Consider the following 12,444-nt stretch of genomic DNA (forward strand, 5'->3'; position numbering starts at 1 on the left):
AAGATGGGGAGGGGGACCGCCGCTGAAAGCGGTGGTGGAGGGGAAGATACGCAGGTCACGCCATTTCCCCTCCACCACGCTTCGCGCGGTCCCCCTCCCCACGCTGCGCGCAGGGAGGATTTTAACTTCAGCTAATTGCAAATGCCTCCCACTCCCTCCCGCTTCTCCCCTCCTACCCCAAAGAAAAACCGTAACCCAACCGCAACACCCCCCTTCAAAAACCATCCTATTCCTCCCACAGACCATAATTCCCCCTGTCCTATTCCCCACCAACGGGCCTATCCTGCACGCCTCATCGAAATATTCGACACGCCACGCATACGCGCGCCCAGGCACGCGCGCGCATACACTGTGAACTTCGGTTCCAAACCGACGCTTTTCCGCCATTTCCTGGCACCGCAGCTTTGATTTTCGCCTTCCCCCTTTCCTACTTCCCCCGACCTGCTCTATGGCGGAAACCGAATTTCCCAAGGGGAACGACAACTTGATCCTTGACCTTGCCGCTGCCGCTTCGGGCGCCATCCGCTTCGACCAGCTCGGTCTCAGCCCCGTGGCGCTCGACCTCGGCTTCTTCACGCTGAAATGGTACAGCCTCGCCTATCTGGCGGGCATATTGATCGGCTACTGGTATCTGCTGAAACTGATCGCCCAGCCCGGTTCGCCCATGGCCCGCCGCCATGCCGACGACATGATCTTCTACGCGACGCTGGGCATCATCATCGGCGGGCGGCTGGCCTATGTCTTCTTCTACCAGCCCGAAATCCTCCGCAATCCGCTGGACATCTTCAAGCTTTGGAACGGCGGCATGTCCTTCCATGGCGGGGCGGCGGGCGTGTCGCTCGGCATCCTCTACATGGCGCGCAAGGAAAAGCTTAGCTGGCTGCGCATCCATGACTTCGTCGCCTGCTGCGTCCCCTTCGGCCTGTTCTTCGGCCGCCTCGCCAATTTCGTGAACGGGGAACTCTGGGGCAAGGAGACGGACGTGCCCTGGGCAATCATCTTCCCGACCGGCGGCCCCTTCCCCCGCCATCCCAGCCAGCTTTACGAAGCCTTCCTCGAAGGGATAGTGCTGTTCCTGATCCTCGGCTTCGCCTTCTGGAAGACCCGCGCCCGTTATCATCCCGGCATGCTCGTCGGCATCTTCCTGCTCGGCTACGGCGTCTTCCGTTTCGCCGTCGAATATGTCCGGGAGGCGGACGCCCAACTCATGGAATTCGCCGCCCGCACCGGCCTGCACATGGGACAGTGGCTATGCGTGCCGATGATCCTGGGCGGCCTCTACCTGATCGTCACGGCAAAGGGCCGCCGCGTCCGCGTGGAACCCATTGCGGGCAGCGCGAGTGTCAGTTGAACTGACCTTGTCCGAACGCCTCGCCCGCCAGATCGAGGCGGGCGGCCCGATCTCCGTCGCCCATTATATGGCGGAGGCGAACCAGCATTATTACGGCACCCGCGATCCGCTGGGTGCGGCGGGCGACTTCACCACCGCGCCCGAAATCAGCCAGATGTTCGGCGAACTGATCGGCCTCTGTCTCGCGGACATATGGATGCGATCCGGCAGCCGTCCTGATGCGCATTATGTCGAACTTGGCCCCGGCCGCGGCACGCTCGCTTCCGACGCGCTGCGTTCCATGGCCAGCGCCGGGCTTCGTCCCCGCGTCCATTTCGTGGAAACCAGCCCCAGCCTACGCGAACGGCAGAGCGCGCTCATCCCCAATGTGTCGCACCATGACGCCGTATCCAGCCTGCCGGAACGGGGGCCGTTGCTGGTCGTCGCCAACGAATTTTTCGACGCCCTTCCCGTCCGGCAGCTTGTCCGCGTCGGCAACGAATGGCGCGAGCGGGTCGTCGTCCGCCCGGACCCAGACCAGCCCGCCCATTTCGCCCCCATGGCGGGTTACCGCCGCGTCGAATCCGGCATTCCCGCCATGGCCGCCGACGCGCCGGAAGGCACGATCCTGGAAATGCCGCTGGCCGGATCGGCCATCGCGCTGGAACTGGCGCACCGAATCGCGAAACAGGGCGGCGCCGCGATCATCGTGGACTATGGCTATGAAGGCCCGGCGACCGGCGACACGCTCCAGGCTGTCAGGGCGCATCGCTACGCCGATCCTTTCCTGGAACCGGGCGAGAGCGACCTTACCACCCATGTCGATTTCACCATGATCGGCAATATGGCGCGCCAGGCCGGACTGCGCGTGACCCAAACGGTCGGACAGGGAGCCTTCCTGCGCCAACTCGGCATCGACGCCCGCGCCGATCAGCTCAGCCGGACGACACCTGCCCGCGCGGAAGAGGTAGAGGCCGCCCGCCACCGCCTGACCGCCGACGACGCCATGGGAACGCTGTTCAAGGCGATGGCCTGGGTCCATCCCGACTGGGCCGATCCGGCGGGATTTGAAGGATCATGATGTGATTAAAGCGCAGCGTGCTCCTGCGAAGGCAGGAGCCTGGTTCCAACGTCTGAACTGGGTTCCTGCCTTCGCAGGAACACGGCTGCTTAACCTCAATCCTCCTGATGATAACGGCTGAGCCTGCGGATGAAACCGATCAGCCCCGTCTGCCTGCTACGCTTCATGCGTTCGGCATGCAGGATGGTCTGGACCCGCCGGAAGCAATCATCGGCATCGACATTGCAGAGGACATAATCATAGCCGTCCCAATGCGCGATCTCTCCTGCGGCGCGGGACATGCGGCCCTCGATCACTTCATTGCTGTCCGTCGCCCGGCCCCGCAAACGCCGCTCCAGCTCCTCCATCGACGGCGGCAGGATGAAGATGCGGACGACATCGCCCCCGGCGATCTGGTGCAACTGCTGCGCGCCCTGCCAGTCGATATCGAACAGCACGTCCCGTCCCGACTTCAGCATCGCCTCCACCGGCGCGCGCGGCGTGCCGTAGCGCTGGCCGAAGACATGCGCCCATTCCAGAAACTCATGATCGGCGGTCATCCGCCGGAATTCCTCCAGATCGACGAAATGATAATCCTTGCCGTCGACTTCGCCCGGCCGCATCGGCCGCGTCGTCGCGGACACCGACATCGCCAAATCCGGCTCGGCGGCGAGCAATTTGCGCGCAATAGTGGATTTACCGGCGCCCGAAGGCGAGGAAAGAACGAACAGGACGCCGCGGCGCTTGAAATCGGGCGTCTCGATAGAGGTGCTGTCGGCCATGGCCGCTAGTGCCGCCATGGACGGCATTTGGCAAGAGGAACTATCCGGAGCGTCAGCCCTTCCGGGCCTTGCGCGCCTCCTCGATCAGGATCGGCTTGGCGCTTTTGTCGGGCAGCGCCTTGGTCTTGCGCTTCCGGTCCGCCTCCCGCTTCGCCTCATAGATTTTGCCCGCCATATAGGCGCCGGTCACGAACAAAGCGCCCGCCGGAAAGCGCATGATCAGCCGCTTGGCGCCCATGCCCGCGAGCAGGCCGATCACGCCCTTCTTCCCCGTATCCGCCGCAACCCGCGCCGCGACGACCGTCGCCCCGACACGCGCTGCTTTCCGGAGAAGACCGTCTTTGCGCGGCGGACGGATGGCGACGATGGGCTGATCGGGCGATTTTTTCCTCATAGGGCGTCAATGTACCGCAGCCCTGCCGGTTCCGCCATGTTGATCTGGATCAGACCATATTTTCCGGCCGTACCAGCCGGTCGAAAGTCGCTTCATCCACCAGTCCCAATGCCAGCCCCGCCTCCTTCAGCGTCAACCCTTCGGCATGGGCGTGCTTGGCGATCTTCGCGGCGTTGTCATAACCGATTTCCGGCGCCAGCGCCGTGACCAGCATCAGCGACCGGTCGACCAGTTCGGCTATCCGCCTTTCATTCGCCTCCAGCCCCTCGACGCAGCGTTCGGCGAAACTGTCCATGCCGACGCTAAGCAGATGGATCGACCGCAGAACCGCCGCGCCGATCAGCGGCTTGAAGACATTGAGTTCCAGATGCCCCTGCATGCCGCCGACCGTTACCGCCTGATGATTGCCGATGACCTGCGCGGCGACCATCGTCAGCATCTCGCACTGGGTCGGGTTGACCTTGCCCGGCATGATCGAACTGCCCGGCTCGTTGGCGGGCAGATCCAGTTCGCCAAGGCCGGAGCGCGGCCCGCTGCCCAACAGGCGGATGTCGTTGGCGATCTTGGTCAGCGCCACCGCCAGAGTCGCCAGCGTGGAGGACAGATGCACCAGCGGATCGTTGGACGCGAGCGCCTCGAACTTGTTGTCGGCGGTGCGAAAAGGCAATCCGGTCAGCGCCGCGATTTCCCTGGCCATATCGACATCGAAACCATCGGGCGCATTGAGGCCGGTGCCGACCGCCGTGCCGCCCTGCGCCAGCGCCATCATGCCATGCATGGTCGCCGGTTCGATTCGCTTGCGGCTGCGGTAAAGTTGATGCGCATAGCCGGAAAATTCCTGCCCCAATGTCAGCGGCGTCGCATCCTGCAAATGGGTGCGGCCGATCTTGACGATGCCCGCCCACGCTTTCGCCTTGGCGTCCAGCGCGGCGTGCAGCCGGTCGAGCGCGGGGAACAAATGCCCCGTAACGGACCGAGCCGCCGCGATATGCAGCGCCGTCGGGAAGCTGTCGTTGGACGATTGCCCCATATTCACATGGTCGTTGGGATGGACCGGACTCTTGCCGCCGCGCTTTCCGGTCAGCACCTCGTTGGCGATGCCCGCAATCACCTCATTGACGTTCATGTTCGACTGGGTGCCGCTGCCGGTCTGCCAAATGACCAGCGGAAACTGATCGTCATGGCGGCCCGCGATCACTTCGGCCGCCGCCGCCTCGATGGCGTCGGCCAGGCCCGAATCGAGCCCATGACCGCGATTCACCCGCGCCGCCGCCTGCTTCACGATGGCCAGCGCATGGACGGTGCCGATCGGCATCCGTTCATCCGCGCCGAAGGGGAAATTTTCGATGCTGCGCTGGGTCTGCGCGCCCCAATAGGCGCTGGCGGGCACTTCGATGGCGCCGATGCTGTCGGTTTCGATGCGGGTATCGCTCAAGTCGGGCACTCCCTGAAATGGCCGGAGTGCCGCCAATCTGGGGACGCCCCGCCCCCGTTACCAGAGCTATTTTTTCTTGCCGAAATCCACCGTGACGACATTGGAGCCGTCCTCGGTCGTGACCTGCGGCGCGTCATTCTCCGCCTCTTCATGCGGTTCCGGCGCTACGTCGGCCTGCGCCTGGAACTGAAGGGCGAAATTCACCGCCGGATCGACGAAGGCCGTAATCGCCGCAAAGGGAATATAGAGATGCGCCGCCACCTGGTTAAAGGTCAGGCTGACCCCGAACGCATCGTCGCTGACCTTCAGATCCCAGAATTTATTCTGGAGCACGATGGTCATCTCGTCCGGGAAGCGTTCGACCAGATGGCGCGGAATATCGACTCCGACAGCCTGGGTCTTGAAGGTGATGTAGAAGTGATGCACGCCGGGAAGTCCGCCGGAACGCTCGATTTCCCCCAGCACGCGGCCGACCACGGCGCGCAGGGCCTCCTGAACGATTTCGTCATAGGGAATCAGGCTGTCGGGCAGGTCTTCGCTCATGCGCCAATGTCCTAACGGCGCGGCGGCGCGGGTCAAGTGCGTGACGACACATTGCAACAGGCGCTCACTTCGGTATAGGGCGCAGCCATGCGCAAGGCCGACATTCACCGCAACACTGCGGAAACGCAGATCGACGTGACCGTCAATCTCGACGGCACCGGCATCTATTCCGTTTCGACGGGCATCGGTTTTTTCGATCATATGATCGAGCAACTGTCCCGCCACTCGCTGATCGACATGGACGTGAAGACGGTCGGCGACCTGCATGTCGACCAGCATCACACGACCGAGGATACCGCCATCGCCATCGGCGAGGCGGTGGCCAAGGCGCTGGGCGACAAGCGCGGCATTTCCCGCTACGGCAACGTCTATTCCCCGATGGACGAGACGCTGACCCGCGTGTCGCTGGACATTTCGGGCCGTCCCTGGCTGGTGTTCAAGGCCCCCTTCACCGTGCAGCGCATCGGCGAATGGGACGCGGAGATGGTGGAGCATTTCTTCCACAGCTTCGCGCAGGCCGCCGGGATCACGCTGCACATCGAAAATCTCTACGGCAGCAACAATCATCATATCGTCGAAAGCTGCTTCAAGGGGCTTGCCCGCGCATTGCGGCAGGCGGTGGAGATCGACCCGCGCAAGGCCGACGCCATTCCGTCGACCAAGGGGATATTGTGACGACGCTTGCCCTTATCGATTACGGCGCGGGCAACCTTCATTCGGTGCATAACGCCCTGCGCAAGGCAGGGGCCGAAAATGCCGTCATCACCGCCGACGCCGATGTCGTGGCGAGGGCCGACCGGATCGTATTGCCCGGCGTCGGCGCATTCCGCGCCTGCCGCGATGCGCTGGTCGCGATCCCCGGCATGGTGGAGGCGATGAACGAGGCGGTGCACCGGCGCGGCGTGCCCTTTCTGGGCGTGTGCGTGGGCATGCAGTTGCTGGCCGATGCCGGGGAAGAATTTGGCCGCCATGAAGGACTGGGCTGGATAGGCGGCACCGTGCGCCTGATCGAACCCGCCGACCCGTCGGTCAAGGTGCCGCATATGGGGTGGAACGACGTGACCCTGCGCGGCGATCCGCCCCTGCTGGAAGCAGGCGAGGCCTATTTCCTGCACAGCTATCATTTCGACGCGGCGCGGGATGCGGATATCGCCGCCGTGACCGACCATGGCGGGCCGCTGGTCGCTGCTGTCGCGCGCGACACGATCATCGGCTGCCAGTTTCACCCGGAAAAGAGCCAGAATTATGGCCTTTCCTTCCTTTCCCGCTTTCTGGAATGGCGTCCATGAGCCTGTCCTTCCCCCCGTTCGTGTCGAGCGAAGTCGAGACACGGGGTGTGCAACGAGTTCTCGACTTCGCTCGAACCGAACGGATGTTGAAATGAGCCTCATCGTTTTTCCCGCCATCGACCTTAAGGGCGGCCAGGTCGTCCGCCTGGCGGAGGGCGACATGAACCGCGCCACCGTCTATGGCGACAATCCCGCCGCGCAGGCCCTGCTGTTCGCGGAGGCGGGCGCGCAGCATCTGCACGTGGTCGATCTGGACGGCAGCTTCGCCGGCCATGCGGTCAATGCCGAAGCGGTCGAAGCGATTGTCGAAGCCTTCCCCGGTCATGTCCAACTGGGCGGCGGCATCCGCAATCGCGAAGCCGTGCAGCGCTGGTTCGACCTGGGCGTATCGCGCATCGTGATCGGCACGGCGGCGCTGAAAGATCCGGATTTCGTCAAGGCGGCCGCCCGCGACTTCCCCGGCGGCATCGTCGTCGCGGTGGACGCCCGCGACGGCTTCGTCGCGACCGACGGCTGGGCGGAGAAATCCGACATGCCGGTGGCCGACCTGGCCCGCCGGTTCGAGGATGCAGGCGTCGCCAGCCTGCTCTTCACCGATGTCGGCCGCGACGGCCTGCTCAAGGGCTGCAATATCGAGGCGACGGTCGATCTGGCGCGGGTCACCGACATTCCGGTGATCGCCAGCGGCGGCGTGGCGGGGATCGCGGACATCCGCATCCTCAGCCTGCACGCCGATGAAGGCATTGAGGGGGTGATCACCGGTCGGGCGCTCTACGACGGACGGCTGGACCTGAAGACCGCGCTGGCCGTGGCCCAGGCGGCGGCGTGAAATGACTGTCCGCACCCGCGTCATCCCCTGCCTCGACGTCGCCAATGGCCGGGTGGTCAAGGGCGTGAACTTTATCGACCTGCGCGATGCGGGCGATCCGGTCGAGCAGGCCAAGGTCTATGACGCGGCGGGCGCGGACGAGCTCTGCTTCCTCGACATCACGGCGACCCATGAAGCACGGGGCACCATATTGGACGTGGTGCGGCGCACCGCCGAAGTCTGCTTCATGCCGGTAACGGTCGGCGGGGGCGTCCGCAGTCCCGAAGATGCGCGCGCGCTGCTGCTGGCAGGCGCGGACAAGGTGGCGGTGAACAGCGCCGCCGTCGCCCGGCCCGAAGTGGTGGCCGACATCGCCGACCGCTTCGGCAGCCAATGCGTCGTCGGCTCCGTCGATGCGCGGCGCGTGGCGGAAGGCCGCTGGGAAATCTTCACCCATGGCGGGCGCAAGCCCACCGGCATCGATGCGCTGGACCATGCCGTCCGGCTGGCCGAACTGGGCGCGGGCGAACTGCTGGTCACCTCCATGGACGGCGACGGGACCAAGGCAGGCTATGACCTTGCCCTGACCCGCACCATTGCCGACGCCGTGTCGGTCCCGGTGATCGCCAGCGGCGGCGTCGGCACGCTGGATCATCTGGTGGAAGGCGTGATCGAAGGCCATGCCAGCGCCGTGCTGGCGGCCTCCATATTTCACTTCGGTCAACACACTATTGCTGAGGCGCATCACGCGCTTGCGGCCGCCGGAGTCCCTGTCAGGGCGGGCTGAAAGCCGTTTTTCCGTCCAAAGCGTCGGTTGCGTTTACATTAACCAGGAATCGCCGCGAGGCGTTAACCATATTCGTCCCGTCAGCTCCGGAGCCCGGCCCGTTTGGCACGGTCCCTGCACATTTCCCCATATCTGTTCCAACCAACAAAGGGGTGAGGGAAATGAATGTGAACAAGCTGTTTCTGGCCGTCGGCGTGGCCACCTTGATGGGCGCGGCGGCTCCGGCGGAGGCGACCTGGTGCTGGGGCAAGAAGTGCGGCGGCTCGTCCAGTTCTTCGGGCGGCGGCTCCAGCTCCGGCGGCACGCCCACGCCGGTCCCCGAACCCGAACAAATGGCCCTGTTCGGCCTGGGCGCGGCGGTTCTGGGCGCGCGCGTTTTTGTCGCTCGCCGCAAGCGGAAGTAAGTTTTCATTTGACGGGTCGCGCGCGCGGCGCTTGATGGCGCCATGCGCGCGACCCTTTTCGACCTTGAACAGACCATCCGTCAGCGGCGGAATGCCGATCCCGGCCAATCCTATGTGGCCAAGCTGACCGCCAGGGGACGCGGCAAGATCGCCCAGAAGGTCGGCGAGGAAGCGGTGGAGACGGTGATCGCCGCCATGGCCTCCGACCGGCAGGGCGCGATCAGCGAAAGCGCGGACCTGCTGTTCCACCTACTGGTGCTGCTGGCCGATCTGAACATCAGCCTGGACGATGTGCTGGACGAACTCGACCGGCGCGAAGGCGTGTCCGGCATCGCGGAAAAGGCCTCCCGCAAGGGCGATTGAGCCCCTATCCCGGAAAGATATTGCGGCATCGGCGTTTGTCCGTCAGCCTCTCCATCCATCGAGAGGACAGGAGGGCATATGTTCAAGACCCTGTTGGGCGGCCTGACCGGCGGCGTGGCCATGTATCTGGTCGGCTTCATCTTCTGGGGGACGCCGCTGAGCGCCCTCGCCTTTCATCGCACGGGATCGGGCGCCGACCTGCAGGCGGCCATGGCGCAAGCGCTGACGCCGTCAGGAACCGGCGTCTACGTCATTCCCGATCCGGCTACCGCGGAAGGAACCGTGCTTTACGGCAAGGGACCGGTGGCGATGGTCTTCTACAATAGCGGCGGTTTCCCGGTGACGGATGCGGGCGCGCTGATCGGCGGCCTGATCCTGGCGTTGGCGGTCGGCGTGCTGATTGCGCTGATGCTGCGCTTCGTCAGCGGCGATCTGGGCGGACGGGCGCGGGTTCGCGCTCGCCGCCGTGCTGTGGCTGCATGTCGGGCAGGCCGTGTTCAACCATGCGCCCTGGGGTTATATATTGTACCTCGCCTTCAGCGATTTCATCGCGCTGGTCGCGGCAGGGTTGGTGGCGGCGAAGATCATGGAGAGCGGGCGCGCGTCCAACCTAGGTGTCGTTGGGGAAACGCTGCATTAGCCAGGGCTTTCCAGGAGAAGACCCGCCTCGTCCGCCAGCCTGATCATGCAGTCGGCATGCCGCCGGGCGATCGCCATACGGTCTGCACCATAACCGCCGCCCATGGTGCTGGCGAGCGATATGCCTCGGCTCCTTGCGGCGCGCATCACGCGCCTGTCGCGACGATCCAGGCCTTCGTCGCTGAGCGCGAGGCGTCCGAGCCGGTCGTCCGCATGAGGATCGACCCCCGCCTGATAGAGAATCAGATCGGGCCGGAAATCGTCCAGCACGGGCGGCAGGACGCGCATCAGGGCGTCCATATAGACATCGTCGCCCGTTCCATCGGGCAGGCCAATGTCAAGGGTCGAGCGCGCCTTGCGAACAGGGAAATTGCTTTGGGCATGGATAGACAGGGTGAAGATGTCGTCGCGCCCGCCGGTCAGGACGGCAGTGCCGTCGCCCTGATGCACGTCCAGGTCCAGGATCAATATCCGCCGCGCCTCCCCTTCCGCGATCAGCCGGTTGGCGGCGATGGCCAGGTCGTTGAACACGCAATAGCCTGCGCCGGTATCGGCCAGCGCATGGTGGCTGCCACCCGCCGCATTGGCGGCATAGCCATGGCGCATCGCCAACCGCCCCGCCAGCCAGGTGCCACCGGGCGACAGCATGGATCGGCGCATAACCCGCTCCGTCACCGGAAAGCCGATGCGCCGTTCCTTGTCGCGCGGCACGGTCATCGTCGCGACCTGATCGACATAGGCGGGGTCGTGGACCGCCTCTATCCACGGACGCGGCATGGGCGCGGGTTCATGTAGGGTAAAGGGGGCGGCGGCCATGGTCAGCGCTTCCATCACCAGCCCATATTTGTCGAAGCGAAAGGAACTGCCCGCTGTTGCCGGAGAGACATAGGCCGGATGGTGAACGACGTGCAGCATCATCTTTTCCGCTATCTTCGAGTTTGAACGATGCGGGCTTTGCGCTATCTGGTCCAGCATGAACCGTCCCGAATTGATCCGTTTTTCCGTTTTTTGCCTGCTGGGCGCGGCCGCCGTGCCGTCCGTCGCGCAGCCTCCAGCCGTCGCTCCGACCGTGCCCGCGCCCCCCGCTCCGCAGGTAATCCTGCCGCCGTCCATCGTGACGCCGCCGCCGGTCCCGCTGCCCCGACCCTCCGCCGCGCAGGAACGCTGGCTCAACGACTGGCTGAAGGGCGGCACGCAGCAGGGGTTGATGGCGCGCAGCAAGGCCACTGGTGATCTGAAGGGCGACGCCCTGCTTTCGGCGGCGCTGGACCGGGCCAGGGCGCTCAGCACCGGGCGCGTCGATACGGCGGATTTCCTGGATATCTGGGCGTTGCGCCCTGCCCCCTTCGATCCCCGGCCCGGCTTGGCCAAGGCGATCAGCGAAGACAAACTGCCGCAATGGGCGCTCAACCTGACGCCGCCCTATGCGGGCTATGACGGGCTGCGCAAGGGTCTGGCCAATTATGAGCGGATTCGCGACGCGGGCGGCTGGCCGACGCTGACGGCGCAATCCTCGCCCGACGTCGTGCGGGCGCGCATAGCCATAGAGGACAGGAGCGTCACGCCCGGCGAAAAGCTGGTCGACGTGCTGCAACGGGCGCAGCGTCGCTACGGCCTCAATCCCACCGGCTTGCTGGATGCCCGGACGCTCAGGGAACTGAACGTGCCGGTGGACGACCGGATCGCCGCGATCATGGCGAATATGGAACGCTGGCGCTGGATGCCGCGCCAGTTGCCGGTCAACCGGGTGCAGGTGAACATCGCCGCCGCCGTGCTGACCGTGTTCGAGGGCGATGAGCCGGTGACGTCGATGCGCGCCGTGACCGGCGCGCCCGACAATGCGACGCCGATGCTGGTTTCCAGCATCCATTCCATCGTGGTCAACCCGCCATGGAACGTCCCCGCTTCCATCGCCAAGCGGGAGTTATGGCCCAAGGGGCGCGCCGCGCTGATCCGCCAGGGTTACAAGATCGTCGGCACGCCGGAGACGGGTGAGCGGATCGTACAGCCCGCCGGGCCGAACAGCGCGTTGGGGCGGTTGAAGTTCGATTTCAACAATCCCTTCGCCGTCTATCTGCACGACACGCCATCGCGGGCGAAATTCTCCAGCTATGATCGGCTGGCGAGCCATGGTTGCATTCGCCTGGAAAAGCCGGTGCCGCTGGCGGAACTGATGATGGCGGGCAATCCCGACCTTGCCGGGAAGATCCAGTCGCTGATCGACACGGGCAAGACGCAGCGTGTCTCGCTGCCCAGGGAAGTGGCGGTATACCTGCTTTACTGGACCGCCTTCGCCAGCAATAACGGCACGATGAGCTTCCGTTCCGACCCCTATGGCTGGGATAAGCTGCTGGCCGCCAAGATCGAAGCGTCCAGCCGCCGCCTCGACCCGACCGCCGCGCCTGCGGCCTCCATCGCATCCAGGGATTGATCTTCATGCGTAAATTCGCTCTCATCGCGCTGGTCGGCGCACTCGCCCTCTCCGCTTGCGGCAAGAAGGAGCAAGAGGCGCCGGTGACCAACAATCTGGTCGAACCTCCGGTCGAAAATGTGATCGTCGAGGAACCGGAAGCCCCTGCCCCTGAGCCGAGCAATAACGCCGCACCCGCC

General features: G+C 64.8%; 14 protein-coding genes and 1 pseudogene. 10 read left to right on the plus strand and 5 right to left on the minus strand.

The genetic code is table 11. The features are described from left to right. Nucleotides 1–448 precede the first annotated feature (448 nt). Nucleotides 449–1,351, plus strand: coding sequence for a prolipoprotein diacylglyceryl transferase (gene lgt / locus BV95_RS21400; protein WP_174544447.1), 903 nt, complete (start codon nucleotides 449–451; stop codon nucleotides 1,349–1,351). Next, complete coding sequence (locus BV95_RS21405) at nucleotides 1,341–2,411, plus strand: class I SAM-dependent methyltransferase (RefSeq protein ID WP_037457081.1); 1,071 nt, start codon at nucleotides 1,341–1,343, stop codon at nucleotides 2,409–2,411. The genes lgt and BV95_RS21405 overlap by 11 nt, the downstream gene beginning before the upstream one ends. Before the next feature lie 95 nt (nucleotides 2,412–2,506). Here the strand turns inward: BV95_RS21405 and gmk are convergent, their stop codons facing one another. The 4 genes from gmk to BV95_RS21425 all read right to left on the minus strand — a co-directional run bounded on the left by gmk (nucleotide 2,507) and on the right by BV95_RS21425 (nucleotide 5,544). Continuing rightward, on the minus strand, nucleotides 2,507–3,172 hold the full coding sequence (gene gmk, locus BV95_RS21410; RefSeq protein ID WP_037457111.1) for a guanylate kinase: 666 nt from the start codon (nucleotides 3,170–3,172) through the stop codon (nucleotides 2,507–2,509). A 52-nt stretch (nucleotides 3,173–3,224) separates the two neighbouring features. After that, entirely contained in the window at nucleotides 3,225–3,566 is a 342-nt protein-coding gene (locus BV95_RS21415; RefSeq protein ID WP_037457084.1) for a hypothetical protein, read from the minus strand. Nucleotides 3,567–3,615: 49 nt separating this feature from the next. Further along, the gene (gene fumC / locus BV95_RS21420; protein WP_037457087.1) at nucleotides 3,616–5,001 is read right to left on the minus strand and encodes a class II fumarate hydratase; all 1,386 of its coding nucleotides are present in this window, start codon (nucleotides 4,999–5,001) and stop codon (nucleotides 3,616–3,618) included. A gap of 66 nt (nucleotides 5,002–5,067) precedes the next feature. Then, complete coding sequence (locus BV95_RS21425; protein WP_037457090.1) at nucleotides 5,068–5,544, minus strand: SspB family protein; 477 nt, start codon at nucleotides 5,542–5,544, stop codon at nucleotides 5,068–5,070. 87 nt (nucleotides 5,545–5,631) lie between these two features. Here BV95_RS21425 and hisB point away from each other — a divergent pair, with 87 nt between their 5' ends. The 7 genes and pseudogenes from hisB to BV95_RS21460 all read left to right on the plus strand — a co-directional run bounded on the left by hisB (nucleotide 5,632) and on the right by BV95_RS21460 (nucleotide 9,835). Further along, complete coding sequence (gene hisB, locus BV95_RS21430) at nucleotides 5,632–6,219, plus strand: imidazoleglycerol-phosphate dehydratase HisB (RefSeq protein ID WP_037457092.1); 588 nt, start codon at nucleotides 5,632–5,634, stop codon at nucleotides 6,217–6,219. Then, nucleotides 6,216–6,833 (plus strand): imidazole glycerol phosphate synthase subunit HisH, encoded by a 618-nt coding sequence (gene hisH / locus BV95_RS21435; RefSeq protein ID WP_037457094.1) that lies wholly within the window; start codon nucleotides 6,216–6,218, stop codon nucleotides 6,831–6,833. Before hisB ends, hisH begins: the two co-directional genes overlap by 4 nt. Before the next feature lie 91 nt (nucleotides 6,834–6,924). Then, the gene (gene hisA / locus BV95_RS21440; protein WP_037457096.1) at nucleotides 6,925–7,662 is read left to right on the plus strand and encodes a 1-(5-phosphoribosyl)-5-[(5-phosphoribosylamino)methylideneamino]imidazole-4-carboxamide isomerase; all 738 of its coding nucleotides are present in this window, start codon (nucleotides 6,925–6,927) and stop codon (nucleotides 7,660–7,662) included. Nucleotide 7,663: 1 nt separating this feature from the next. Beyond that, complete coding sequence (gene hisF / locus BV95_RS21445; protein WP_037457098.1) at nucleotides 7,664–8,428, plus strand: imidazole glycerol phosphate synthase subunit HisF; 765 nt, start codon at nucleotides 7,664–7,666, stop codon at nucleotides 8,426–8,428. A gap of 161 nt (nucleotides 8,429–8,589) precedes the next feature. Then, entirely contained in the window at nucleotides 8,590–8,832 is a 243-nt protein-coding gene (locus BV95_RS21450; RefSeq protein ID WP_037457101.1) for a PEP-CTERM sorting domain-containing protein, read from the plus strand. A gap of 42 nt (nucleotides 8,833–8,874) precedes the next feature. Next, nucleotides 8,875–9,195, plus strand: coding sequence for a phosphoribosyl-ATP diphosphatase (locus tag BV95_RS21455; protein ID WP_037457103.1), 321 nt, complete (start codon nucleotides 8,875–8,877; stop codon nucleotides 9,193–9,195). A gap of 78 nt (nucleotides 9,196–9,273) precedes the next feature. Beyond that, nucleotides 9,274–9,835: pseudogene (locus BV95_RS21460) on the plus strand (hypothetical protein). Here BV95_RS21460 and BV95_RS21465 read toward each other — a convergent pair. Continuing rightward, nucleotides 9,832–10,749: a histone deacetylase family protein gene (locus BV95_RS21465; RefSeq protein ID WP_037457113.1), complete on the minus strand. Its 918-nt coding sequence runs from the start codon at nucleotides 10,747–10,749 to the stop codon at nucleotides 9,832–9,834. The pseudogene BV95_RS21460 and the gene BV95_RS21465 overlap by 4 nt on opposite strands. A 58-nt stretch (nucleotides 10,750–10,807) precedes the next feature. Here BV95_RS21465 and BV95_RS21470 point away from each other — a divergent pair, with 58 nt between their 5' ends. Beyond that, nucleotides 10,808–12,265, plus strand: coding sequence for a L,D-transpeptidase family protein (locus tag BV95_RS21470; RefSeq protein WP_037457106.1), 1,458 nt, complete (start codon nucleotides 10,808–10,810; stop codon nucleotides 12,263–12,265). The last annotated feature ends 179 nt before the right edge of the window (nucleotides 12,266–12,444 follow it).

The sequence above is a fragment of the Sphingobium chlorophenolicum genome (assembly GCF_000722875.1).
Taxonomy (GTDB): domain Bacteria; phylum Pseudomonadota; class Alphaproteobacteria; order Sphingomonadales; family Sphingomonadaceae; genus Sphingobium; species Sphingobium chlorophenolicum.